This window comes from Lysinibacillus sp. RC46, assembly GCF_041262385.1.
Taxonomy (GTDB): domain Bacteria; phylum Bacillota; class Bacilli; order Bacillales_A; family Planococcaceae; genus Lysinibacillus.
The window spans coordinates 17,731-44,337 of the sequence record NZ_JBGCCF010000041.1 but is presented as its reverse complement, the minus strand read 5'-3'; the positions used below and the strand labels follow the sequence as shown (position 1 = coordinate 44,337).

The window sequence follows — 26,607 nt, the reverse complement described above, 5'->3', positions numbered from 1 at the left end:
TGCCCTGTATATTTGTTTTGGTTTCTTTTGTACGTTTTGCCAATCCTTTAAAATGCATGGTTTCGATGTACACCTCATCGCCAAGAGACAAGATTTTATTTGCTAACGCACCATGTTTTTCTTTGATGTAGCAAGCTTTCTTTCTATATATTTCTTTTATTTGTTTTTTTGTTTTTTGATAGTTTTTACTATATGTCCAACGGAGTTTGACGGCATGTTTTATAGTACCATCCTTTTTGAAATTGTTAGGATTGGTACTTCTACGACTTCTATCTAACTTGCGTAATAAACGTCTTTTTTGTTTCTCCAATAAGAGTACTTCTGGAGCAAGTTGTTGCATGAAAACTGTTTCTTCTGAAACAACCGCAATGGTAGAAGGACCAATGTCAATACCTACTCGTTTTTGTTTTTGATAGGAATGCCGAAAGGCTCCTGTAGATGGAATTCTCTTTGCAGGAGGAATCCCATCCATCACTAGTTGTACGTAAAAAGTATGTTTTCCACGAATCACTTTTTTGACTAGACGACAATATTTAATGGTATGAAGAGCAAGGGATTCTTCTACAAATAAATCTTGTTTGCGAATACGAACAGGAAGGGTTAATCCATTCCAATAGACAATATTCTCTTTAAATCGAATGCCTGCTTTATTAGATTTCCCTTCTACAGAATGAAGCATTCCGTAACGTTTAAAGTGTGCTTTGCTCCCTTTAAATAGAACATCTTGAACCGCTCTCCAGACAGTAGAGGCGATTTTCTGAGAAGTATTGCTATCTATATGTTTTTTATAGTTATGTTGATGCTTTTTAATATACGCATGCAGTTGATATTCACTTAATCCAAAAGATTTACGAATGTTATCTAATTCTTTTGCAGTCTGCTTCAACTCTTTTGAATCATTCGATTTTTTCGCTTTTTGGTAGCAACGTAATTGTTTTCGATAGTGTTTTGATTCTTGCATTAAAGTATATTGTTTTACTGCATAAGACAAAGTTGTATTATAGAGTGTACGGGAAATTTCAAAACGTTTTAATAGAATATCCTTTTGCCATTTATCTATAAGTAACTTGAGTTCTATAATAAAACAATCTTTCTTCCCTTTCGTCATTACCCGTCACTCCTTTATTTTTTGATTATTCACAATATACAATATAAACATATGTTCTATAAAGAAAAAAGCACTTCATTCCTCCCACCTTTGAAGAAGTGGGCTTCCTGAAGCTCAATTCTGTGATAATTCCTCGCTTTTGGTACATGAATCAAATGTTTGTCTAATTTAAACTCTCATTGTATTTATAGGTAGTTGTTTAAACACGGGATAATCATTTCCTGGTAACTTTAATAGCTGTTGTTTCTCGTGCTGCCAAAAGATCTTCAATTGGTTTGTTTCTTCGATAGTGAATTCTGTTTCGGTCTTCTACCATCTTATTCGCGAGTTGTTCTGTTAAATCATTCAAGTCTTTAATGACAGGTGGCACACCCTCAGCTTGTTTAAAGAGCAGCTTTATGCCACTTAAAAAGCATTCCTGATTTTCAGATGGCATTGATACAATTGGCTTCAGACATTGCTAGAATCCTTTCATTCCTCCACTGTTGAAGATTCGACACCCTTACAGTAGAGGGACTTGGGGTGGCAGGCAAGTCTTTTTTTTGCATTAAAAAAGTGCGAGACTTTGTACAAATACGTTGCACAAGTCTGCACTTTTATTTTGCAATAAACAGGCTTTTTTTAAATCATCTTCAAAATTAACACATAACACAATCTAATTTATTTTTTGTTTATCTCTGCCTCTAATGATAATTTTAGATCGTTGTCCATCAATTTTACTTTGAATTTCCTCTGAACTCAGGAATTCATTGATAATCGGGGGTCCTACCAACAAAAAGCGAAAAACATACGCTAAGCAAATTTCGACATAAAGAAAGCAGATTTTTTATACACTGATTGAAGAGGGAGTTTACCAGCCATATACTCATCCATAAATTCATTTTTAAAGGCGTCAGTATAGGTATAGGTAATAGCTCTTTCGCTAACACGTTGTACATTAGGATTCTTTTGAAGTATTTTTATCTCTTTTGTTGAAAATGTTATCGTACTAATATTGTCAACTTATCCCTGTATCTTGAATTCCAAGTATATAAAAAATACCTGTAGATAAAACACTCTTTTTCAAGTGTCCTAACTACAGGTACCATATTAATTGAGCGCACTCAATTTGACTGTTTGAAGCTAGTTATGTCCCAGCCTCATTCTTTACTTATTTACGATAGTCTAGCAATAATACCTTCCTCATCGTCCAGAACGAGTTCGATGCCTGTTGAAAATGGATCACCATGTAGGACATCTTTAATCCATACACGTAGTGCGCCAATCATTGCTGCTGTATCGAATATCTCGATTTGACCATTAGTTTCAACTTCTGCACCGAAGCCTGTGTCATCATCGTATGTTAGTTCTACAAGTACATCCTCAGGGCGAATGTTTTTATAGTAGGCCTGAGATAAGCAAATTGCATTTATAATATCTTGCTCATTAATTATTTGTGCCATTGTGCTTCCTCTTTACGTTTTTTATCTTTAAACATATTAACGATTTTTACAACTAGCATTATGATAACCATGATGGCTGCAACGTTAATTAATAAGCCTAAAATATTACCAAGCATACCCATACCACTGAAAAGACTTCCGAATAATAAACCAGCTAAGCCACCAAGCATTAAGCCTTTCATAAGGCCGCCTGAGAAGAAGCCGCCTTTCTTAGCTGTTGAATCCGTTTTGTTTGTGCTTTTATTTGTTGTTGTATTATTTTGATCTTTAGATTTATCCTGAGATTTTTGGAAATTTGAGCTATTATTATTATTATTATTGTTTGAGAAGCCTTTTTTACCGGACTTATAGGATTTAGCTTCTGCAGTTGGTGTATCTGAGATGAACAATGTTGCACCTACAGATGCAAACATAAGTGTCGCTGCAAAAAGAGCGGCAAGGATTTTTTTCATTACTTGTATTCCTCCAATATAATTTTTAGTTTTGTCTAAACTAGTTCTTAATAGTAATTTTACATGAACTTTCTCGATAAATAAAATAAACGCTTCGATCAATTTAGGGATATCAACAAATTTGAACAAGAAGTGTCAGTGCTCATCACCAAATTTTAGACATGCACTACTTATAATGTATGCTGTATATTGTTGATTGCAGTGGAGGTTGGGCGCTGAGCCCAGTCGGAATGGAAACCAATACAGCGTTATAAGGATAGCATTAAAAATTGTATATAAAAAGAAAGGAGTGAGACGATGATTTCAACATTATTACTATTAATTTCGATTTTTTTACTATTATATATAACGGAAAAAAGACGTTTTCTCAATGCAGTAGTTCTTGGCCTTTTAGGAGTGTATATTTTAAGTACAATAATTAGTCATCCTATATTTCTCCCGAATGAGCAGGGGATTGTGTCGAAGATGGGTATAGTTATTATACTAGGAAGTTTCCCGAGTATGATGTTTATTTTATCGATCGCTACGTTTTTTAATAGTAAAGTTTTACTTGAAAAAGAAGGCCGTAAAGTCCGTAATCTATTGTTAGCTGTTTTTGGCTTGAGCTTTTTTATTATGATGATTTGGTATGTATTTGTAATTTTTATGAATATCGAACATGAAATTTGGCAAATTCTTTTCTTCTATGCGTTTTTGGTTTTTGGCTATACAATGTTTTTATATACAAGCATAATGGCCTACGCGACTCTATATCATTTTACGCCGATCCTGTATGAGCCTAACTATATTATTGCGCTAGGATCAGGACTAATTGGAGATAAAGTGCCACCACTTTTAGCTAGCCGTTTAGATGAGGCAGTAAAGCAATTTCAAAAATATGGAGAACGACCTACCATTATCGTCTCAGGTGGGCAGGGGCATGATGAAAAAGTATCAGAAGCATATGCCATGAAAAAATATATAGTTGACGAACATCAAATACCAGCTAAAAAAGTATTAATGGAAGATCAATCTATAAATACTGAACAAAATATGGCATTCTCTAAAAAAATTATGGATAAGCATGCTCAAGGAAAGAAATATCGATCCATATTCGTAACGAATAATTTTCATGTTTTTCGTGCAAGTATTTATGCAAAAAAGGCGAAGCTTGATGCACAAGGTGTTGGTTCGAAGACTGCCTTTTATTATGTACCTAATGCATTTACTCGCGAATTTATCGGATTATTAGAAATGTATAAATGGATGAATGTCACTGTATTTTTGTTTATTACATTGTTCATTGGATTAATCTTGAGAGCATATGTGTAACCAATTTAGAACTGTCTTCCATATAATAGTGGCAAGATAGCGTGCAAGGGGGGAAATGAATGTATGGGCAATTTTTAGCAAAAAAAAATAAAGAGCGAATTGTATCTCTGCAAAAGCTCACGCAAACACAAGATACATGGTTTGCGCAAAACATAAATTTAATAACAGTCGAACAAGTACAATTAGCAACCTTGCACAAAATACTATATCAAGTTGTGCAAGGACTGTTGAAAAAGAATCAACAACGACACTTACAAATTATACATCCAGAACAGACGAAGTCAGTACAGGAGAATGTGCTAACGCTTTTAGCTGAATATGATGATTTACTGCGTGATGCAATTCCACTCCCTATCTATATTTTTATTTGGCAAATTTCTTCACTGGAGAGGTTATCCAATTGCAACGAAGTTGTAGATGATGTACTTGATATATTGGAATGGTATTTTATTCACCAAAATGAACAGGTTGAGGCGTTTGAAGAAGAAGATCTAGATCATGAGGAAATCATTGACTTATACAAAGATGCCATTGAGGAACAGGATGCTGATGCACAATTTCAGCTTGGAGAATATTATAGTGCAGTTGACGGCGAATATTTCCGACCAGAAAAGTCAATAAAGTGGTTTGAGTTAGCAGCGTCACAAGGAAATGCCGATGCACAGTATGCACTTGGTAATTTTTATTTTGAAGGTCTAGGTGTTCAAGAAGACTATAATAGAGCTTTTATATTGTATGAGGCTGCAGCAAATCAAGGGCATCCAGATGCTGCGAATAATTTAGCAGATATGTATTTTAACGGTGAGGGAGTACCAGAAAATTTGGTACTTGCGAAGAAGTGGTTCGACTTCGCTGCACAACAAGGTGTGGCAGAGGCTATGTTTACCCTCGGAATTATTTACGAGCAGGGATTAGGAATCGACAAAAATGAGGAGCAAGCATGTAGCTACTATAGAGGATCTGCTGAAGCAGGCTATGTTGAAGCGCAATACAGGCTTGGAGGAATCTATTTAGAGGGACGGTTAGGGCAAACGAAAGATGTGAACCGTGGATTATATTGGTATGAAAAAGCTGCAGAGCAATATCATGTCGATACCTTTTATGATTTAGGCTTCATTTGGAGCCAAGGGTTAACAGGTATACGCAATATTGAAAAGGGTATTCATTGGTTTAAACAGGCTGCTCTTCAAGGAGATTCGGAAGCTAAATTACAATTAGGGCACATTTACAATAAAGGAGAAGGAATAGCTAGAAATATTAAAGAGGCTATAAAGTGGTATGGACTTGCAGCAGAAGCAGGAAGTGAGGAGGCTGCAATTTTACTGCAAGAATTGAAAGGAAAGTAAGTATTTTTATTAAAAAATAATAGGTATTTAGATTTGATTATCAACATTTTGTATACAGGTCTTAGGTTCTTATTTAAGGGTGTTTTGTAGGTGTATATCACTACAAATGGCTGATTGTAAAAATATTAATATAACAAATCGGTAATTATTTCAAACTAAAACAAGGAAAAAATAAGGATAAAAAAATAGAGATGATGTAAATTGGCTACCCAAAAGTATTGTGGTAGCTTTTTTACTGCTTTAGATAATAGGTTAGATAACAGGGACTTTTTATATAATTTAAGGAAAAAAATGTATACCCGAAAATTGACAGCTATTTATAAAATGTATAATGTATATGAGTGATTTTGAAAGAGTAGTTAGAAGCAATAGCTAGTAATAAGATTGCAATTTTTAGCTGATTGTAGCCCGTAGCAGGAATCAGCGTCATAAGTGATGTGATGGCTTATCACTAAAAGTTGGGGATGAAATCTTCCTAATCTTTTATATTTTTGGTAGACGAAATTAAATTTTTCTCAGCTTTTCAAAAGTACACAGCATGAAAGAGGGTAAATGTGTGATCTTTCAAAAACAGAGAAAGACAACGGCGTTAGATTTAAAGCAATACATTGTAAAAATGGATTTAGCGAATTGCCATTCAATAAAAAAGCAAATTGATTTGCTCAAATTGACAAAGAGGGATTTACAATATTTAAAAGCCTTTCAACCTTTTGTAGAAGGCAGTATTGATAATATTGTTAATCGATTTTATGAAATGATTGGAACTGAACGTAGTTTAGTAGATATTATTAATAAACATAGTTCAGTGGAGAAGCTGAAAATTACATTACGACGTCATATTATTGAAATGTTTAATGGTACGATTGATGATGAATTTTATCAAAGACGAATAAAAATTGCTAAAGTGCATGTCCATATTGGGCTTAAAACACAATGGTATATTTGTGCGTTCCAAGATTTAACAGCGTCATTTATTGACTTGGTTGAAGAACATGTTAATCATCCAGTGGATCAGCTTAATACAATTCGAGCCATCTCAAAAATTTCTAATTTTGAGCAACAATTGGTTTTAGAGGCGTTTGAGCACACAATTGAGCAAATTCATGAAAAAATGGAACGTAGAAAAGAAGCGATAGAGCAAGAAATCGTAGAGTCTTCGGAAGGTCTTGCCACAATATCTCATGAAACGAACAATTCATTTCATCGCTTAAGTGGACAATCAGAGGAAATTAAACAACTAGCGAAAAAATCACTTCAAGTGTCGACTTTGGCTGAGAGTCAGGCATTAGAAGGTCGTGAACGATTAAAGAGTCAATCGCAAAATATGAGTAATATTATTTATTCGCTTGATGATATAGCGGAAAATATTGCACAGTTGACAGATATGTCAAAGGAAATGGAATCGATTATGAACGTTGTGACAAATATTGCTAATCAAACGAACTTGTTGGCTTTAAATGCGGCAATAGAAGCGGCTCGTGCTGGAGAAGCGGGCAAAGGCTTTAGTGTTGTTGCAGATGAAGTGAGAAAACTATCGATTCAAACAAAGGAATCTGTCACATCGGTAGCGACGTTACTACATAAAACGAATGAGCGGACAGATAAACTTGTTCAGTCGCTTAGTAATATTCAAGAAGAGGTAGCGTCTGGTGAGGGAAATATGGTTCAAACGGAAGGACAATTTACTAACATATTAGAAGCAATGACCGAGGCTAAAGACCAGAATGGTCAGATGGAAAAAGAAGTACAAGCAATAGTAGACGTACTAAGTGAATTAGGTATTGCCTTTAATGAAGTGAAAAACTCAGCTGGAAAACTAGCTAGCTTTGCACAAAATTTAAATTAATGAAGAGAAAAGCAAAAGGTAAAGAAAATTGTTGTTTCCTATTAAGGCTCTACACACTTTAAGGCACAAATAACACTATATTAATTGTTTATATATAATTTCCGTTATGGAGATAAAAGCCTCTAGCGAATATATGCTATTTGAATATAAAAAAATGGAGCTGTCCAATGTGCTGGATAGCTCCATTTTTGCTAAATTTGTAAAGGGTTTAACGTAATTTTTGATAAAAAAAGTTTATACTAAATAAAGAACTAAAAATAGGGGCGGTTAATATGAAAACAGTTGTTGTATTAGGTGGCGGAATTACGGGATTGTGTACGATGCATTATTTACAACGCCAAGTTCAGGAGAAAAACTTAGATGTAAAACTTGTACTTGTTGAAAAAAATACATACCTTGGTGGCAAGCTTCACTCTGCATATGAACAAGGCTTCATCATGGAAACTGGAGCAGATTCTATTGTAGCGCGTCATAAAGGTGTCATGGAGTTAGTAGAGGAACTAAACTTTGAACAAAATCTTGTGTACAACGAAACAGGTATTTCGTATATTTACACAAATAATGAGCTACATGCTATCCCAGCAGACTCAACGTTCGGTATTCCTATGAGCCTACAATCTCTCGAGGAAAGCACGCTTGTATCTGAGGAAGGTAAAAAAGAAGCGTTAAAGGATTTAACAATGCCGAATGAAAGGTTTACAAAAGAAAGCTCGATTGGGGAATTTTTAACGTATTATTTAGGTGAGGAGCTTGTTCAAAACCAAATAGCGCCGGTACTTGCAGGTGTATATTCTGGAGATTTAAATCAACTTTCAATTGCTTCGACTTTACCGTATTTAATCGATTACAAAAACGATTACGGTAGTATTATTAAAGGTTTTGATGCAAACAGGAAACAATTTGTGAAAGCCTCCAACAAAAAATTTATTTCATTTAAAAATGGTTTATCGTCACTAATTGATCGACTTGAAGAAACATTAACGGATGTAGAAATTATAAAAGGGATTGCCACTACTAGTGTTAAAAAGCAGGAGAATCTATACTCTGTTACGTTAGCAAACGGTAAAATGATTGAAGCAAATCATGTTGTATTGGCACTGCCAAATGAAGCGGTACAAAGCTTATTACAGGATGAATCGTTGAACGGCTATTTTAAACAATTTAATACTGCATCCGCCATTACGATTTATTTAGGATTTGATGTTCCCGATAATAGATTGCCAGCAGATGGAACAGGCTATATTGTGTCACATAATTCGGATGTTATTTGTAATGCAGCAACGTGGACAAGCCGCAAGTGGAAACATACCTCTGCAGAAGGGAAATTACTTGTACGACTTTTTTATAAGAGCATTAACCCTGAGTATGAGAGATTGCGTATGATGACAGATGAAGAGTTAGCAGCAGTTGCTCTTGAGGATGTAAGAAAAAGCTTGGGGATTGAGGAAAAACCAACTGTTGTTGACGTGACAAAATGGATCGACCAGATGCCGAAGTACGACTTGGCACATCGTGAAGCGTTGCAAGGTCTCTTACAAGAGCTCGAGAAAAACTATCCAAATTTATCAATAGCGGGATGCTCATATTTTGGAGTAGGCATAGGTGCATGTATTCAAAACGGTAAAAAAATTGGTGAAGAACTTGTAGAAAAACTATCGTAATTGTTTGATATAAATCAAAATATTATAAATTTCGTAAAAATTATCCTTTGTTCAGTGAAATAGTCTTGACTCAATCGTTCGTAAACGATATGATTCTTTTAATTATTTAAAAAATTCATACTAAATTCTTATCAAGAGAAGCAGAGGGACTGGCCCTATGAAGCTTCAGCAACCAACTTAATGTCAGGTGCTAAATCCAGAAGACCGTGTGTCGAAGATGAGAAGGAAAACAATTACGAAATGACGTAAAAGCCTTCTTTTTTTATGAAAGAAGGCTTTTTTTTATTTTAAAGATTAGGGAAGAGAGGTTAGTTTTATGGAATTGCTTGAAAGGTTAAAAACGCAAGTTCTAACAGCAGATGGTGCAATTGGTACAGTTTTATACGGCTACGGCTTGGAGTACTGTCATGAGGAAATGAATGTACAGAGACCTGAATTAATTGAAAAGATTCATAGAGAATATATTGCAGCTGGTGCTGATATTATTCAGACGAATACTTACGGAGCTAATGCCATAAAATTAGCCCGCTATGGGTTAGAATCTCGTGTACAGCAGTTTAATGAAGCTGCTATAACGATTGCAAAACGAGCAGCGGCAGATGGTGGACAATTTGTTTTAGGTACAATTGGAGGAATCCGTGGTATTCGTAAAAGTGACGCAACGTTAGAAGAAATTTTAGCAACCGTTGATGAGCAGGCAACAGTTTTACTGGCAGGAAATCCAGATGGTCTTTTACTTGAAACTTATTATGACTTTGAAGAGCTAACGGCGACTTTAACAATGCTGCGAGCTAAAACGAAATTACCGATTATCGCTCAAGTTTCTATGCACGAACCCGGAATTTTGCAAAATGGAATGAGCTTAAATAACGCCTTATATAAACTTGAAGCGTTAGGTGCAGATATCGTAGGAGTTAACTGTCGCTTAGGCCCTCACCATACTATACAAGCATTTGAAGGAGTAGAGCTTCCTGAGAAGGCATTTATGTCAGCGTATCCGAACGCCTCTCTTCTTGATTTGGAGGATGGGCGTGTCGTTTATGAGTCGGAGGCAGATTATTTTGGTCGAGCAGCTGTAGCGCTTCGTGATCAGGGGGTACGTTTAATTGGTGGCTGTTGTGGAACGACACCAAAGCATATTGCTGCAGTGAAAAAGTACTTAGAGGAGCTATCCCCGGTCGAGGAAAAGTATGCAAAACCAGAAAAAGTAGAGGTTGTCCGTGAGGCAGAGCCAGCAAATTATGAGCCATTACATGAAAAAGTAAAACGTGAACGCTCGGTTATTGTGGAGTTAGATACGCCAAGACATTTAGAAATTGAAGGCTTTATTGAAGGTGCAAAAAAAATATATGAGGCGGGCGCAGATGTAGTCATGATGGCCGATAACTCTCTTGCTTCTCCAAGGATTAGTAATGTCGCAATGGGTGCCTTACTGAAAGAAACACACGGGGTACGCCCGTTAACCCATATAACATGCCGAGATCGTAATTTAATTGGTCTTCAATCACATTTAATGGGATTAAATGCACTAGGGATTCATGATATTTTAGCAGTTACTGGAGATCCGACAAAGGTAGGCGATTTCCCAGGAGCAACTAGCGTTTATGACGTATCTTCAATGGAGCTGATCCAATTAATAAAACAATTAAATGAAGGTGTATCGTTCTCAGGGAAACCGCTTCGTAAAAAGGCAAATTTCTCTGTAGCGGCTGCATTTAATCCTAATGTACGTGTACTAGATCGCGCTGTCTCTCGATTAGAAAAGAAAATTGAACATGGGGCAGATTATTTTATTTCACAGCCTGTTTATACAAAGGAAAAAATCGTGGGAATTTACGAGGCGACAAAGCATTTAGAAACACCAATTTATATAGGCATTATGCCAGTAACGAGCTATAAAAGTGCGGAGTTCTTACATCATGAAGTGCCAGGCATCAAACTATCTGATGATGCATTAGCACGTATGAGGGCTTGTGGCGATGATAAGGAACGCGCAACACTAGAAGGAATTGCAATTGCTAAAGAATTAGTAGAAGTAGCAGCGGAATATTTCAATGGTATTTACCTCATCACACCATTTTTACGCTATGATATGACGCTAGAATTAATGAAATTTATTGAGCAATTGGATGAACAGAAAAAAGGGGTAAGTATAAATGGCTAAGCACATGATTGAAGAGCAACTAGAGAAACGAATATTAATTCTTGATGGCGCAATGGGAACAATGCTACAAAATGAAAATTTATCAGCAGAGGATTTTGGCGGCGAGGAATATGATGGCTGTAATGAAAATCTCGTGCTAACTAGACCAGATGTGCTTGAAAAAATTCATGGAAAATATTTAGAGGCTGGAGCAGATATTATTTGTACAAATACATTTGGAAGTACTCCACTTGTATTAAATGAATATGATCTTGGTGCGAAAGCGGAAGAGATTAATAAACGCGCTGTAGAAATTGCACGCAAAGTAGTGGATGAGTTTTCAACATCCGACTGGCCACGTTTTGTAGCGGGGGCTATGGGACCAACTACAAAAACCTTATCGGTTACAGGTGGTATTACATTTGATGAGTTAGAGGAAAACTTCTATGTTCAGGCAAAGGCATTAATCGAAGCCGGGGCGGACGTTCTGTTGCTAGAAACTAGTCAGGATATGCTAAATGTTAAGGCAGGAACATTGGGGGTATCTCGTGCCTTTGAAGCAACGGGAAAAGAGCTACCTGTGATGATATCGGGAACAATTGAACCGATGGGAACGACACTGGCTGGTCAAACAATTGATGCTTTTTACATTTCCATCGAGCATATTAAACCATTATCAGTTGGTTTAAACTGTGCGACTGGACCAGAGTTTATGACTGATCATATTCGTTCATTAGCAGAGCTTTCAACAGGCTATATTAGCTGTTACCCGAATGCGGGCTTACCAGATGAGGAAGGCTGCTATCATGAGTCACCTGATTCATTGTCACAAAAGCTAAAAGGCTTTGCAGAAAAGGGCTGGCTAAATATTGTCGGAGGTTGCTGCGGTACAACGCCAGCACATATTGCGGCTATCCGAGAGGTGCTAAAGGACGAAAAGCCTCGCCAATTACCAGATGCAACCCATGGTCATGTAGTATCAGGGATAGAGCCATTGGTGTATGACGACTCTATGCGTCCATTATTTATTGGAGAACGGACAAATGTCATCGGCTCTCGTAAGTTTAAAAATTTAATTATTGATGGGAAGTTTGAGGAAGCGGCAGAAATCGCGCGTGCTCAGGTGAAAAATGGAGCACATGTTATCGATATTTGTTTAGCAAATCCTGACCGCGATGAACTAGCGGATATTCGTGGCTTTATGCAGGAGGTTGTAAAAAAAGTAAAAGTACCTCTTGTGATTGACTCGACAGATGAAAAAGTAATTGAGGAAGCACTTAAGTTTTCTCAAGGGAAAGCTATCATTAATTCTATTAACTTAGAGGATGGTGAGGAGCGTTTTGACGCAGTTTTACCGCTAGTGAAAAAATATGGGGCCTCTTTAGTAGTGGGGACAATTGATGAGCAAGGCATGGCGGTTGATCGACATCGCAAGCTAGAGATTGCTGAACGTTCCTATAAATTGTTAACAGAAAAATGGGGTATTGCTCCTGAAGATATTATTTTTGACCCATTAATGTTCCCAGTAGGTACAGGAGATGAGCAGTATATTGGCTCGGCGCTTGAAACAGTAGAAGGAATTCGCCTTATTAAGGAGAAAATGCCACGTACATTAACGGTGCTTGGTGTAAGTAATATTTCATTCGGATTACCACCAGTAGGTCGTGAAGTATTGAATGCCGTGTATTTATATCACTGTACACAGGCTGGTTTAGATTATGCAATTGTGAATACGGAGAAGCTAGAACGTTATGCATCTATTCCTGAGGCAGAGATTAAGCTAGCAAATGATTTACTCTTTCATACAAATGATGAGACATTAGCCGTCTTCACGGATTTCTATCGCGATAAAAAGAAGGAAAAAACAGAGGAAGATATCCCTAAAACAGTAGAAGGTCGCTTAGCTTACTATATTTTAGAAGGTACAAAGGAAGGGCTTATTGAGGATTTAGAGGCTGCTCGTGAAATTTTCGAAACGCCGCTTGCTATTATTAATGGACCTTTAATGGATGGAATGGCAGAGGTTGGCCGCTTATTTAACGATAATCAGCTCATCGTAGCAGAGGTATTACAATCAGCAGGGGTTATGAAAGCAGCAGTAGCACATTTAGAGCAATTTATGGAGAAAGATGAAGAGAGTGCTGGCAAGGGGAAGATGGTTCTTGCAACTGTAAAAGGCGATGTGCATGATATTGGGAAAAACCTTGTCGATATTATTTTAAGTAATAATGGCTTTAAGGTCATTGATCTGGGTATCAAAGTAACACCTTCCCAATTAATAGAAGCGATTCGCAAGGAGAAGCCAGATTTCATCGGGCTTTCAGGCTTACTTGTAAAATCAGCACAGCAAATGGTTATTACAGCTCAGGATTTTAAAGAAGCGGGAATTGACGTACCTATTTTAGTAGGGGGAGCGGCATTATCCCGTCGCTTTACTGAAACAAAAATTGCTGGCGAATATAATGGACCTGTCATTTATTCAAAGGATGCGATGCAAGGATTAGAGCAGGCAAATCGGCTAATGGGGACAGATACACGTGCAGATTTCTTAGCTGAAATTAAGGAATCTCGTGAAAAACGCTTAGAGGCAGACGAAAAAAGAGCGGCTCGCCCTACAAAAGAAGTAACAGTAAAGCCTGTACGTACAATAAAGGAATCGTCTGTCTTTCTACCAGCAGATGTGCGACGCCATGTAAAGAGAGGATATGCTGTTTCGCATTTATATCCATATGTTAATATGCGGACATTACTAGGACATCACCTAGGCTTAAAAGGTCAAGTACAGCAATTACTTGATGCTGGCGATGCAAGAGCAACGGAGTTAAAAGAGTTAGTCGACGATTATTTACAAAGGGACCTATTGAAACCATCAGGTATGTATCAGTTTTTCCCTGCACAAGCCGATGGGGATGATGTAGTCGTTTATGATCCAGCAGATAGCAAAACAGAAATTGAACGATTTACCTTCCCACGTCAACAAGTTGAACCGTTTTTATGTCTTGCAGATTTCCTGAAAACAGTTGAAAGCGGTGAAATGGACTATATTGCCTTAATGGTGGTAACAGCTGGCCAAGGGGTTATGACGAAGGCTCGTCAGCTAAAAGAGGAAGGGAAATTCCTTGAAAGTCATGCATTACAATCTACAGCCCTTGAGCTTGCGGAAGGCTTTGCAGAGCGTATGCACCAAGAAATTCGTGATCAATGGGGCTTCCCAGATGCAACAGATTTTACAATGCGTGATCGTTTCGCGGCAAAATATCAAGGACAGCGCTTCTCATTCGGCTATCCAGCATGTCCGAACTTGGAGGATCAAGAGAAATTGTTTGGCTTATTAAAACCAGAGGACATTGGTGTTCACTTAACGGAAGGCTTTATGATGGAGCCGGAAGCTTCTGTTTCAGCAATTGTCTTTGCACATCCAGATGCTCGATATTTTAATGTGTAATGCTAGAAAAAAGTGGTATAACTTTATGTAATGAGGTTAAAGCCTCGGCATAATTGAAGTAGGACGTGAGCATGATGATTCGATTGATGGAAGAGAAAGATTTACCTGGTGTTTTAGATATTTACAATGACATTATTTTAACGAGCAAAGCCGTTTATCGATATGAAACACAATCGTTAGAAGAAAAAAGACAATGGTTCACGGAGCAGCAAACATTCGGAAATCCACTGCTAGTGTTTGATGTAAATGGCACAGTAGCCGGCTTTGCAACATATAGTCAGTTCCGTCCATATCCAGGTTATAAGCACACAATGGAGCACTCTGTATATGTGCATAAGGATCATTACCAAAAGGGGATAGCGTCACAATTAATGCAAGAGCTAATTCGAACTGCCAAAGAGCAAGGTGTGAAAACACTCGTAGCGGGCATTGATGGTGAAAACATCGGAAGCATTAAAATACATGAAAAACTAGGCTTTGAATACGCGGGTACAATAAAGAATGCAGGCTATAAATTTGGACAGTGGCTAGATCTTGTATTTTATCAGCTACAGTTAACCGGACCAAAAGTATAGAAGGGTATGACATGTCATATTCTTTCATATTGAGGGCAAACTCTAGTTTATTTGCATAAAGCTGAATAATAATTGACCCCGACATTCAGCATTTTGAGAGGAGTATCGTATTTTAATAAATAGTTTTATTCTTTTGGATTAGCTTGTCTACTTATGTTAATGATGAGGAGTTGTTGATTTTTCACGGAGAGTGGCGACTCCTGCGGGATTAGCTTGCGCTGAAAGCCCCGCAGGAACGAAGTGACGAGGAGATTGAAGCCAAGCCCGCGGAAAGCGCCAACTCGGAGTGAAAATCAACCTTAGTTTATTGATACAAATTATTTAATGTTTATTCTTTTGACGAAAAGATAAAGGGTATGACAAATGTCATATCCTTTTTATGATGTTTGCTTCTGTTGCATGATTATACTCTTGTTTTATGATGAGGTCATAAGAAAAAATGAAACGAGGGAGTAAAAACAATGGCAACAGATCGAGAAAAAACAAAAAAACTGCGCCAGGACGTAGCGCCATTTGCGAAGTCTGACACAGCTAAAAGTATCTTTCAAATGGTAAATACAATTGTACCTTTAATCGCCCTATGGGTAGCTGGTTATATGTTAGTAGATGTTTCACCATGGTTGACAGCTGGCTTAAGTGTAATTTCTGCTGCATTTGTCGTACGAACTTTTATTATTTTCCATGATTGTACACACGGTTCATTTTTCAAAAGTAAAAAAGCAAACGACTGGGTTGGTTTTGTAACTGGGGTGTTAACATCATTCCCATATGAAAAATGGAAACGTGAGCATACAATTCACCACGCAACTAGCTCGAACTTAGATAAGCGTGGTATCGGTGATATTGATATGATGACAGTGGAAGAATTTTTACAAGCATCTAAAGGGCAACGTGTATGGTATCGTTTTTACCGTAATCCATTCGTAATGTTTGGCTTAGGTCCGCTATTTATGGTGTTAATTTTAAACCGTCGTAATCGAAATGACGCTAAACAGAAAGAACGTTTTAACACTTATCTAACAAATGTAGTCATCACGGGAATCTGTGTTGCCTTAATTTACTTTATGGGGTGGCAAGCATTTTTATTAGTGCATGTAGTAACATTGTTTGTTGCTGCTTCTCTTGGCATTTGGTTATTTTTTATCCAACATACGTATGAAGATTCTTATTTTGAGCATGACTCAGAGTGGGATTATGTAAAGGCCGCTGTTGAAGGTAGCTCGTATTATAAATTACCAAAGCTATTACAATGGGTTACAGGCAATATTGGCTTCCACCATGTACATCATTTAGCACCACGTGTACCGAACTATAATCTTGAAAAGGCGCATAATGACATACCGCCATTACACACTGCAACGACTATTACGTTACGTACAAGCCTAGAATCATTACGCTATAAGTTATACGATGAAGATCAAGGCAAGTTTGTAACCTTTAAAGAAGTTAATGAAATAATCAAACGAAAAGCAAGAAGCAGTATTGCTGCTTAGTAGAATTTTTTCAGCCATCTCTTCGAAGGGATGGCTGTTTTACGTAAATAAAACATATATTGAGGATGAAGCAATTACTGTGCTCATTATCAAAAGTTGTGGATTACATTTTTAATACGTAGCTTGTATATCAGTTGATTGGAGTGGAGGCTTGGCGACTCCTTGGGGATTAGCGGATAGAGGAACGAAGGCTAAAACCATCACGTCCTGTGATAACGCCTTCGTGACCAACCTCGTGTTGGCCCGAGACCCTGGAGCGAGCAACGCGAGTGAAGCGGCTCATCGGACGCCCCCAGGAAAGCGCCTAGCCGGAACGGAAATCCAACATCACGTTATGATAATGAGCCCATTACTACGGGGAATGTTATTATGTGGATAATGCATTAATAACCATGTGCAAGGCATAAAATTAATTTTCTTGTTATAATAAGGGAAAAGTAGGAAAGAGCGTGAGATTATAATGAGGAAATGGCACAGTATTATTCCGAATAGTCCAATGCTCAGTATATATTTATGGATTATTTTCTGTTTCCTACCGTTTTTCTTCATTTTTAGAAAATCATCGTATATAGAAATATCAGTAGGTATTACATTTTTAATGCTATATTTTATTTTCTATCGGTTTTCCATGAATTCGAAAAACGGTCTTGTTTACATGTGGATTAGCTTTGAAATGGTCATTAATATCGTTATGACCATATTATATGGCTATGTGTATTTATCGATTTTCACAGCTTTCTTCATTGGAAATATTCGTAAACCTGTTGGCTTCTATATTATGTATGGACTACATATTGGCTTTACGGTTATCTCTACGGGTGTTGGCTTTTTCGTTGAGCTACACTTGTTTTTATCACAACTACCATTTGTTGTTTTAACGATTCTAGCGATTGTGCTACTTCCACTAACGATTTATGCAAAAAATAAACGCGAAAATTTAGAGGGGCAGCTTGAGACTGCTAATGAACGAATAGCTGAGTTAATTGTTTTTGAGGAACGCCAACGTATTGCACGGGATTTACATGATACTCTCGGCCAAAAGTTATCGATGATAGGCTTAAAAAGCGACTTAGCTTCAAGATTAATTGAACGTGATCCACAACAAGCTCTAACAGAGATTAAGGATATTCGTCAAACGGCAAGTATCGCATTAAAAGAGGTACGTGAATTAGTATCGGATATGCGAACAGCTAGGTTTGAGGACGAGCTTATGCGTATTTCTCAAATATTAAAGGCTGCTGAAATGGAGTTTGTATTTGAAGGTGATAAAGATACTTTACAAGTTCCGCCACTTGTGGAGAATGTATTATCCATGTGCTTAAAAGAGGCAGTTAATAATGTTGTTAAGCATAGTGGTGCTACAAAATGTGAAATTGCTTTCCATCAAAATTTTAAGGAAGTATATTTAGTTGTTCGTGATAATGGGCAAGGAATCACCAAAAAGCAAGCTTGGAAAACGGGTAACGGTTTAAAGGGAATGCGAGAACGGTTAGAGTTTATAAACGGTTCTTTTAAAATCGAGAGTGAAGTAGGCACTACATTAACAGTGTCGATTCCAGTGGCGATTACGCATCAGAAGGTCAAAGGAAATCTGAAGAACATATAGAAAAGAGGATTGCGACATGATACGAATTGTAATTGCTGAAGATCAGGGTATGCTACTAGGCGCACTGCGTTCATTACTTAGTATGGAGGATGATATGGAGGTCGTTGGATTAGCAAAAAATGGTGAAGAAGCATTGGCGCTTGTTGAAGAGCATCAGCCTGATATTTGTATTATGGATATTGAAATGCCTGTGAAAACAGGATTGGATGCTGCCGAGGAACTGCATTGCACAGGTTCTGATTGTAAAGTGATTATATTAACGACATTTGCAAGGCCGGGTTATTTTGAACGTGCAAGAAAATCTAGCGTTCGTGGCTATTTACTAAAGGATAGTCCGATAGAAGAATTGGTCAGTGCCATTCGTACAATTATGGACGGCAAAAGAATATATGCGCCTGAACTCGTTGATTTTGTCTATGAGGATGATAGTGAAAATCCTTTAACTGACCGAGAGAGCCAAGTACTGACACTTGTTGCAGAAGGAAAGACGACAAAAGAAATTGCTGCAGAATTATTTTTATCGGCAGGGACTGTCCGCAACTACATTTCCACTATTTTAGAAAAATTAAATGTTGGGAATCGTATAGAAGCCATTGCACGCTTTAAAGAAAAAGGATGGAATAAATAAATAGCTTAAGAACCTATCATGAATATCCTTATACCTAAGAAAGTGTTTGGAATAAAAATAGACAAAAGGCATTGAATTATTTAAATTCAGTGCCTTTTGTCATTTAAAAAATATATTAGCATATTGTATATTTAGACTACTAATGATAAAATTTAGAAAACAGTAATCATTTTAATGGGAAGGATGGAAATAATTATGAACAAAATTATGAAAGTAACTTCAACAGCATTATTAGCAACAACATTTGTCGTTACTAGCGCATATCCTTCAGCCGTTTTTGCTGCAAGCAACGATATGGTTGATCCAGTAGTTGAGACAGAGACATCTATCCCATTACAAAGTAATATGGATCTAGCTGTTCAGGCGGCATTAGTCGGTCCTGAAATTAAAAAATTAAATGTACTAGGTCATGAATTTAATGTAAAACCAGCTTCTATTTCGAAAAAGAATGATCTAACAGTTGTAAATGGGCAAATATCCCATCACTTAAGCTGGCGTCCGGATGATCAATTGTACTACCGTATTGATATAGAAAATGGAGAAGTAAAGCAAGTAGAGATTAAAATTGACCGTGGAGGTTGGACAAGTTTATCTGCTCCATTTCTTGCTACATTAGCAGAGAAGAATGATATCCCGGTTACGCTTGAAATGATACAAGAACTTGGGCAAAAATTAGGTAGTTTTATTGATGGTAAATGGGAATATGCAGCAGAAGCAATTGTTTCAACTATTGCTTTACATGTTGAATAATATAAAACTTTAATCAGTGGGGGGCTTTTTTCATCCCCACTGATTATTTTTATGACACGCAGAGTTTGAAAATCCACAACTAAAGCCAGAAGCATATTTAATTAAGCTTCTGGCTTCTTTATGTGACCTTATTTTTTGCGTTTTGTTAAACGTCCAAGAACGAATGCACCTGCTGCTACAGCAAGGACTGTGTTCGTTTTTTTCGTAAATACTTGTTTAGTAACAAGATTAAGATTTTGAGGACGCTCCGCTAAACGGCGCATAAAGTAGCCGTACCAATCTTCGCCGAATGGTACATATACACAGAAGTTATAGCCTTCTTTTGCAAGCTCTTTTTGCATATCTGTACGGAAGCCGTAAAGCATTTGGAATTCGAATTTATCAAGTGGAATATTATTGTCAGCTACAAAACGTTTTACGTGCGCAATAACATTATGGTCATGTGTTGCGATAGACGTAAACTTACCATGTAGTAAATGATATTCGATTAACTCGATGAAATTTAAATCAATATCTAATTTATCTTGGAAAGCAACCTCTGCAGGCTCTTTATAAGCACCTTTTACGATACGAAGGCGATAGTCGTTGAATTTTTCGATATCGTCCTTAGCACGGTAAAAGTAAGATTGGATAACAGTACCTACATTATTAAATGTTTTGGATAGCTCTTGGACCATATCAAAGGATGTTTGTAAACGACCATAGTCTTCCATGTCAAAGTTAACGAATATATCATATGCTGCTGCTTTTTCTACAATCTCATATAAATTATCGTAGCAAAAATCAACATCAATATCTAAACCTAATTGAGATGGCTTTAACGAAATATGTGCATCAACGCCGTTTTCATGAATAGCCTCAATAACAGCAAGGATTTGCTCTTTAGCTTTTGTTGCTTCTTCTTCAGTTGAAACAAATTCCCCTAAATTATCTACTGTGCAAGAGATTTTATGTGCGTTAAGCTCTTTGATGCTCGCAATCGTTTCTTCAATATTTGTACCAGCTACTACACTTTGTGCTCCTAATTTTAGTCCGTATTTTTTTGCAGCACTATTTAATAGTTGGTTTTCAGATAAATGGATGAAAAAATCGCGTAATAACATGGTCATTCTCCTCACTGCATTTCTTTTTTTTCTATATTATAGCACAATTTAGAAAATAAATATTGTTTTTACTATAACAATTATTTCACTTCAAGTAGTTGCATGCGCTCATTAAAAAGTGCAGGATAGCTTAAAAAACCTATCATAATGCTTGATAATGTCGCTGCTGTTAGCAGGGCGAAAATGATTAATAGTTGGAATTGCACCGCTTGAATAGGATCTGCTCCGCCGATTATTTGGCCACTCATCATACCTGGTAATTGAACAAGACCAATTGTTTTTTGGCTTTCTATTGTAGGAATCATACTGGCCTTTATCGCATTCATTAGCTGTCGATGAATAGCCTGTTTTGGTGTGCCGCCAAGCGATAACATTAACTCAATTTCGTTCTGATGACTTGCAATTTCCGATGTAAAACGGTTTAAAAATAGAACCGATAATACCATTGAATTACCGATCATCATGCCGCTAATTGGAATAATATACTGTGCTGTTGCAGGTACAATATCAAAACCAAGCAATACTCCTTGCGTAACAAATTCTACTACAATAAGAGTTAGCGCTATTTTCCATGTAATACCTTTAATACCTTTCCCTTTTTTACGAGCATTTAGTGTTGCTACTATAACCATTAAAGAAACCATAAGGAAAATATAAATATAGCTTTGAGCATCAAAGACAAATTTTAAAATGTAACCGACAGCAAGTAGTTGAATAATAGAACGAATAGTAGCGATGAGTGTATCTTTTTCAAGTCCTAGCTTTAAAGTTTTTGACAATAGAAGAGGAATTAAAACAAAAATTAACGTTAAGGAAAGAGAAGTATACGTCATACATTCACCCCCTGTACAAATTCAGCGACACGTGGATTTTTAGGTGCGTTAAGTAAGGAGCTTTTTCCTGTTTCAATTAGTTCTCCGTCCATCATGACCCAAGTATAGTGTCCGATTGTCAGCGCTTGCTGTAAATTATGAGTGATCCAAATGATTGTGACGTTAAACTTTTTATTAATTGTAGTAATAAGTGTCTCAATTTCCTTCACGGATTGACGGTCTAGTGCAGATGTGATTTCATCTAGCAATAAAATGGAGGACTGATTAATAAGTGTTCTTGCAATAGAGACTTTTTGTCGTTGTCCACCTGATAATTTATTCGTAGGGCGTTGTAAAAAGCTTTGATCTAGTCCAACGTCTTGTAAATATTGGATAGCTTCTTGCTCTGTAAGCTTTGCTCCTTGTAACGAACGAGGGAGTGCAAGATTGTCAAATACAGTTCCTTCTATCATAGGGGCCGCTTGAAGAGCCATACTCACATACCTTCTTAAAGCGGTTGGCTCGTAAGTAGAAATGTTTTGATTATCAATTAATATTTGACCATCTGTAGGAGATAATAGTCCATTGCACAATTTGAGTAGAGTTGTTTTGCCAGCACCTGAAGGGCCGACTAATGTGGTGATTTTTCCTTTTGGGAATGAACCAGTAAGCGATTTTAATATCATTTTGTCATTCGATGAAAAGGTGACCTGTTTAAAGTGAATGGCAGGCTCATATGAAGTATTCATAAAGTTAAAACTCCTTTATACTAATAGGTAAAATAACTGTAGCATGAAACAAAGGGAAGCTAAAGTCATTTACAGGCAGTGTGTAGTAATTAAGTAAAGGGGGATAGAGAATGGATGTATTATATGTAGATACATTAACATATGCACAAGGTGATATGTATATCGTTGCTTCAGATGAAGGTCTTGTGTATATAGGGACACCGAATGCATCATTTGAAGAGGTAGAAGTGTGGGCAAAAAAGCCATTTAAAGGCTATCGCTTTGAAGAGAATAAAGAAAAGTTACAGCGATATGTTAAGCAATTAAAGGCTTATTTTAATAAAGAGCTTACAGAATTTGATGTGCCAGTACATGTCAAAGGGACACAATTTCAACTAGCAGTATGGAATGCATTGAAGGAGCTACCATATGGTACAACGACAACGTACTCAGACATTGCACACCGAATTGGTAATCCGAAAGCAGTAAGAGCTGTAGGCAGTGCAATCGGTGCCAACCCGATATTAGCAATTATTCCTTGTCATCGTGTAATTGGAAAAGATGGTAAGCTAACAGGCTTTCGTAGTGGACTAGCTATGAAAGAATTTTTACTGGAGCTAGAAAGAGCTTAAAACAAGAATCTGCATAACCTGTTGGGAAACAGCTCGCCAAAGGGATTGCAGATTCTTGTTTTTTGTATTAAAGAAACAGAAGTTTATTGAACACTATATATGTTCCTCGTGGACATTGTTATTTGTTTTACCGAAATGAGTTAAACGTTGGGCAAATGTTTCTCCTCGTACGGCAGAGCCTTTGAAGATATCCTGAAACTCATAAGCCGGAGCACCATGTTCGGTGACATCTAGGCCAGTGACTTCTTCTTCAGCAGAAACACGTAATGGTACAAATGCTTTTATAATAAGTAAACCAGTTGCTACTGAAATGCTAACCCAGGCAATTGTAGCAATAACCCCTACGGCTTGCACTCCTAATAGGCCAAAACCTCCCCCGTAAAATAATCCTTGACCACCAATATCAAACAAACCAACTGCTAGAGTACCCCAAATACCACAGATACCATGGACAGCGATCGCACCAACAGGATCATCGACTTTTAATTTCCATTCAATAAAGCGGACACCCTCGACCAATAATGGAGCAGCAATTAATCCGATACTGATTGAACCGACAATACTAACATTAGCGGCACCAGCGGTAATACTTACAAGCCCTGCTAAAGCACCGTTTAATGTGAGTGAGCCATCGATATGGCCATATCGAAATTTAGTATAAAGGGCAGTAACCACAACTCCTGCAGCAGCAGCGAAAAATGTATTTGCGATTACGCTAGGAACAAGTTTAGGGTCAGCGGCTAATGTTGAAGCGCCATTGAAGCCAAACCAACCAAACCAAAGTAAAAAAACGCCTAAAGCTCCTAATGGAATACTATGTCCTGTAATAACGTTAACACGACCGTTTTCATATTTACCGAGACGAGGACCGACCATTACCGCAGCTACAAATGCCGCAACTGCACCTGTTAAATGAACAACGGTAGATCCAGCAAAATCGATAAAACCAAGATTTGTTAACCAACCTTGGCCACTCCAAACCCAATGACCAACAACAGGATAAACAAATGATGACATAAGAATAATAACTCCGATATAAGCAAAAATATTAGTACGTTCTGCTACTGCTCCTGATAAAATCGTTGCTCCAGTTGCTGCAAACATCGTTTGGAAAATAAAGAAGGAAAGATCATTTACACCATTTAAGGCAAAGCCACTTGAACCGAAGATGCCACCAGCCGTATCACCAAACATAATAGCGTAACCACAAAGAAAATAGACAATACCGCCAAGTGAAATAGTTAGGAAGTTTTTCATAATAATATTGACTGCGTTTTTTGAGCGTGTAAAGCCAGCTTCAACCATCGCAAATCCTGCATGCATAAAGAAGACTAAAATTGTACCGAGCATCATCCAAACTAAATTTATAGATAATGTTATTTCATCCATATATATCGCCCCCTTATTCTACTGCAATTGATCCGACTTCTTTTGTGCGGATACGAATTGCTTGTTCTACTGGATAAATGAATATTTTACCATCACCGACCTTGCCGGTTACTGCCTTACGTAACAAAACATCAACAATAGGATCTACTTTTTCATCATCAACAATCATTTCTAATTTCAACTTCGGTAAAAATTCAATTTCGTAGGTATTTCCGCGAAATAAACCTGTACGCCCTAATTGACGACCGCAGCCAGCAATTTCTGTAATACTGAGCCCTGCGATACCTTCCTGTGCAAGTCCGTCTCTGACAGCGCCGAAAACTTCGGGGCGGATGATTGCTTCTATTTTTTTCATCAATATCAGCTCCTTGAGTAAATTTAATTTACATGTTAAAACGCTATGAAAAACTGCGCAATATTTTTCTGAATGTTCATGTTATGTTTTATCACAGGGTATATTTCGTCTTTCGTAATAGTTTGCTGAAAAGGTTTTTAAAAGGGGAATGAAAGCGGTACTAAAAAATGTGTCTAAAATATGTACGATTCGAAATTTTCTGATTATTCATGTGAGGAAATCTAACATTAAAGTAGGATGATGTAATACGCAAGAATTTGGGTATATAGTGTATACTAGGACTAATTATCAAAGCGGAAGAAGGGGTTTCTTGTGAGATCAAACTATGCAGATGATAGCTTAGCGCTACACACGGACTTGTACCAAATCAATATGGCAGAATCATATTGGGCTGATGGTATACATAATAGAAAAGCAGTTTTCGAACTATATTTTAGAAAATTACCTTTTGGCAATGGTTATGCAATTTTTGCGGGGTTAGAGAGAATTCTTGAATATTTACGTGATTTTCGTTTTACTGATTCGGACATAACGTATTTACGTAAAGAGGTTGGTTATAAAGAGGATTTTATCGAGTATATAAAAAATATTCGCTTTACAGGGGATATGTATTCTATGGTGGAAGGAGAAACTGTTTTCGCTAATGAACCAATTATTCGCATTGAAGCGCCTTTAGTGGAGGCGCAACTAATTGAAACCGCATTACTTAACATTGTGAATTACCAAACTTTGATTGCAACAAAGGCTAGTCGTATTAAACAAATTATAAAAAATGAAGTGGCGATGGAGTTCGGCACACGACGTGCTCAGGAGATGGACGCAGCAATTTGGGGAACGCGTGCGGCGTTTATTGGTGGTTTTGCTTCAACTAGTAATGTTCGAGCAGGTAAACTCTTTAATATACCAGTATCAGGTACACATGCACATGCACTTGTACAGGCCTATAAAAATGATTATGATGCTTTTCATTCCTATGCAAAACGTCATCGTGATTGCGTATTCCTTGTAGATACTTACAATACGTTAAAATCGGGTGTGCCAACAGCGATTCAAGTGGCTAAAGAGCTTGGTGACAAAATTAATTTTATTGGAATTCGTTTAGACAGTGGGGATATAGCTTTCTTGTCAAAAGAAGCGCGTCGTATGTTAGATGAGGCAGGCTTCCAGAACGCTAAAATTATCGTATCAAATGACTTAGATGAATACACGATCTTAAACTTAAAAGCTCAAGGTGCAAAAGTTGATGCGTGGGGAATTGGTACAAAGCTCATTACTGCATATGACCAACCAGCTTTAGGGGCTGTTTATAAAATGGTCGCTATTGAAAATAACGATGGGCAATTAGAAGATACGATAAAAATTTCAGCGAATGCTGAAAAGGTAACGACGCCAGGTCTTAAAAATGTATATCGCATTATTGATAGAAAGAATGGTAAGGCCGAGGGAGATTACATTACGATGCAAGATGAAAATCCTCAATCAGAGAAAAAAATTAAAATGTTCCACCCTGTTCATACATTCGTATCAAAATTTGTAACAAACTTTGAAGCTAAGGATTTACATCATCATGTGATTAAAAATGGAGAAATACATTATCAAAATCCTACTTTGGAAGAAATGCGTGATTATGCAGCTAATAATTTAGAATTGTTATGGGATGAATATAAACGTGCCATGAATCCTGAGGAATACCCAGTCGATTTAAGCCAAAAATGCTGGAATAATAAAATGCGTAATATTGAAGAAGTAAGTGAAATGGTCAATCGATTGTAAAGCGTAAGG

General features: G+C 37.1%; 22 protein-coding genes and 1 riboswitch. Of the genes, 13 read left to right on the top strand and 9 right to left on the bottom strand.

Annotated features, from left to right (window positions below; translation table 11 throughout):
• From ABH966_RS24320 to ABH966_RS24305, 4 genes are all read right to left on the bottom strand, one after another.
• A partial coding sequence (locus ABH966_RS24320; RefSeq protein ID WP_370082991.1) for a hypothetical protein occupies nt 1-1,108 on the bottom strand: 1,108 nt, incomplete at its 3' end.
• A 214-nt stretch (nt 1,109-1,322) separates the two neighbouring features.
• On the bottom strand, nt 1,323-1,544 hold the full coding sequence (locus ABH966_RS24315) for a hypothetical protein (RefSeq protein ID WP_370082989.1): 222 nt from the start codon (nt 1,542-1,544) through the stop codon (nt 1,323-1,325).
• A gap of 718 nt (nt 1,545-2,262) precedes the next feature.
• Nucleotides 2,263-2,550 carry a DUF2653 family protein gene (locus ABH966_RS24310; RefSeq protein WP_370082988.1) on the bottom strand — a complete coding sequence of 96 codons (288 nt, stop codon included), beginning with the start codon at nt 2,548-2,550 and terminating at the stop codon, nt 2,263-2,265.
• Nucleotides 2,538-3,002 carry a hypothetical protein gene (locus ABH966_RS24305; protein WP_370082986.1) on the bottom strand — a complete coding sequence of 155 codons (465 nt, stop codon included), beginning with the start codon at nt 3,000-3,002 and terminating at the stop codon, nt 2,538-2,540. Before ABH966_RS24305 ends, ABH966_RS24310 begins: the two co-directional genes overlap by 13 nt.
• 297 nt (nt 3,003-3,299) lie before the next feature.
• On the opposite strand from ABH966_RS24305, the gene ABH966_RS24300 reads away from it, so the two are divergent.
• From ABH966_RS24300 to ABH966_RS24250, 11 genes are all read left to right on the top strand, one after another.
• The gene (locus ABH966_RS24300; protein ID WP_370082984.1) at nt 3,300-4,313 is read left to right on the top strand and encodes a YdcF family protein; all 1,014 of its coding nucleotides are present in this window, start codon (nt 3,300-3,302) and stop codon (nt 4,311-4,313) included.
• A 59-nt stretch (nt 4,314-4,372) separates the two neighbouring features.
• Complete coding sequence (locus ABH966_RS24295) at nt 4,373-5,659, top strand: SEL1-like repeat protein (RefSeq protein WP_370082982.1); 1,287 nt, start codon at nt 4,373-4,375, stop codon at nt 5,657-5,659.
• Between the two features lie 556 nt (nt 5,660-6,215).
• Nucleotides 6,216-7,505: a protoglobin domain-containing protein gene (locus ABH966_RS24290; RefSeq protein ID WP_370082980.1), complete on the top strand. Its 1,290-nt coding sequence runs from the start codon at nt 6,216-6,218 to the stop codon at nt 7,503-7,505.
• Nucleotides 7,506-7,777: 272 nt separating this feature from the next.
• Nucleotides 7,778-9,166: a protoporphyrinogen oxidase gene (locus ABH966_RS24285; protein WP_370082978.1), complete on the top strand. Its 1,389-nt coding sequence runs from the start codon at nt 7,778-7,780 to the stop codon at nt 9,164-9,166.
• Between the two features lie 125 nt (nt 9,167-9,291).
• Nucleotides 9,292-9,390, top strand: a riboswitch (SAM riboswitch).
• A 92-nt stretch (nt 9,391-9,482) separates the two neighbouring features.
• Entirely contained in the window at nt 9,483-11,330 is a 1,848-nt protein-coding gene (locus ABH966_RS24280) for a bifunctional homocysteine S-methyltransferase/methylenetetrahydrofolate reductase (RefSeq protein ID WP_370082976.1), read from the top strand.
• Complete coding sequence (gene metH, locus ABH966_RS24275; RefSeq protein WP_370082974.1) at nt 11,323-14,754, top strand: methionine synthase; 3,432 nt, start codon at nt 11,323-11,325, stop codon at nt 14,752-14,754. Before ABH966_RS24280 ends, metH begins: the two co-directional genes overlap by 8 nt.
• Nucleotides 14,755-14,828: 74 nt before the next feature.
• Nucleotides 14,829-15,329, top strand: a complete 501-nt coding sequence (locus ABH966_RS24270) for a GNAT family N-acetyltransferase (RefSeq protein WP_370082997.1) — start codon at nt 14,829-14,831, stop codon at nt 15,327-15,329.
• A 461-nt stretch (nt 15,330-15,790) separates the two neighbouring features.
• The gene (gene desA, locus ABH966_RS24265; RefSeq protein WP_370082972.1) at nt 15,791-16,822 is read left to right on the top strand and encodes a Delta(5) desaturase DesA; all 1,032 of its coding nucleotides are present in this window, start codon (nt 15,791-15,793) and stop codon (nt 16,820-16,822) included.
• 460 nt (nt 16,823-17,282) lie between these two features.
• Nucleotides 17,283-18,428 (top strand): sensor histidine kinase, encoded by a 1,146-nt coding sequence (locus ABH966_RS24260; RefSeq protein ID WP_427448457.1) that lies wholly within the window; start codon nt 17,283-17,285, stop codon nt 18,426-18,428.
• A 16-nt stretch (nt 18,429-18,444) separates the two neighbouring features.
• Nucleotides 18,445-19,056 carry a response regulator gene (locus tag ABH966_RS24255; protein WP_370082970.1) on the top strand — a complete coding sequence of 204 codons (612 nt, stop codon included), beginning with the start codon at nt 18,445-18,447 and terminating at the stop codon, nt 19,054-19,056.
• 195 nt (nt 19,057-19,251) lie between these two features.
• Nucleotides 19,252-19,806: a methyltransferase gene (locus tag ABH966_RS24250; RefSeq protein WP_370082968.1), complete on the top strand. Its 555-nt coding sequence runs from the start codon at nt 19,252-19,254 to the stop codon at nt 19,804-19,806.
• A 128-nt stretch (nt 19,807-19,934) separates the two neighbouring features.
• On the opposite strand, the gene ABH966_RS24245 is transcribed toward ABH966_RS24250, so the two are convergent.
• The 3 genes from ABH966_RS24245 to ABH966_RS24235 all read right to left on the bottom strand — a co-directional run bounded on the left by ABH966_RS24245 (nt 19,935) and on the right by ABH966_RS24235 (nt 22,470).
• Nucleotides 19,935-20,909 carry a proline dehydrogenase family protein gene (locus ABH966_RS24245; protein WP_370082966.1) on the bottom strand — a complete coding sequence of 325 codons (975 nt, stop codon included), beginning with the start codon at nt 20,907-20,909 and terminating at the stop codon, nt 19,935-19,937.
• Between the two features lie 80 nt (nt 20,910-20,989).
• A complete protein-coding gene (locus ABH966_RS24240) occupies nt 20,990-21,742 on the bottom strand; it encodes an ABC transporter permease (RefSeq protein WP_370082964.1) in 753 nt (250 codons plus the stop codon).
• Nucleotides 21,739-22,470, bottom strand: a complete 732-nt coding sequence (locus tag ABH966_RS24235) for an ABC transporter ATP-binding protein (RefSeq protein WP_370082963.1) — start codon at nt 22,468-22,470, stop codon at nt 21,739-21,741. The genes ABH966_RS24240 and ABH966_RS24235 overlap by 4 nt, the downstream gene beginning before the upstream one ends.
• A gap of 110 nt (nt 22,471-22,580) precedes the next feature.
• Between ABH966_RS24235 and ABH966_RS24230 the strand changes: the two genes are divergently transcribed.
• Entirely contained in the window at nt 22,581-23,081 is a 501-nt protein-coding gene (locus ABH966_RS24230; RefSeq protein ID WP_370082961.1) for a methylated-DNA--[protein]-cysteine S-methyltransferase, read from the top strand.
• Between the two features lie 93 nt (nt 23,082-23,174).
• On the opposite strand, the gene ABH966_RS24225 is transcribed toward ABH966_RS24230, so the two are convergent.
• Both ABH966_RS24225 and ABH966_RS24220 read right to left on the bottom strand, forming a co-directional pair.
• The gene (locus tag ABH966_RS24225) at nt 23,175-24,470 is read right to left on the bottom strand and encodes an ammonium transporter (protein WP_370082960.1); all 1,296 of its coding nucleotides are present in this window, start codon (nt 24,468-24,470) and stop codon (nt 23,175-23,177) included.
• Between the two features lie 13 nt (nt 24,471-24,483).
• Complete coding sequence (locus ABH966_RS24220) at nt 24,484-24,825, bottom strand: P-II family nitrogen regulator (protein ID WP_370082959.1); 342 nt, start codon at nt 24,823-24,825, stop codon at nt 24,484-24,486.
• Between the two features lie 312 nt (nt 24,826-25,137).
• Here ABH966_RS24220 and ABH966_RS24215 point away from each other — a divergent pair, with 312 nt between their 5' ends.
• The gene (locus ABH966_RS24215) at nt 25,138-26,598 is read left to right on the top strand and encodes a nicotinate phosphoribosyltransferase (RefSeq protein ID WP_370082958.1); all 1,461 of its coding nucleotides are present in this window, start codon (nt 25,138-25,140) and stop codon (nt 26,596-26,598) included.
• Nucleotides 26,599-26,607: the final 9 nt, after the last annotated feature.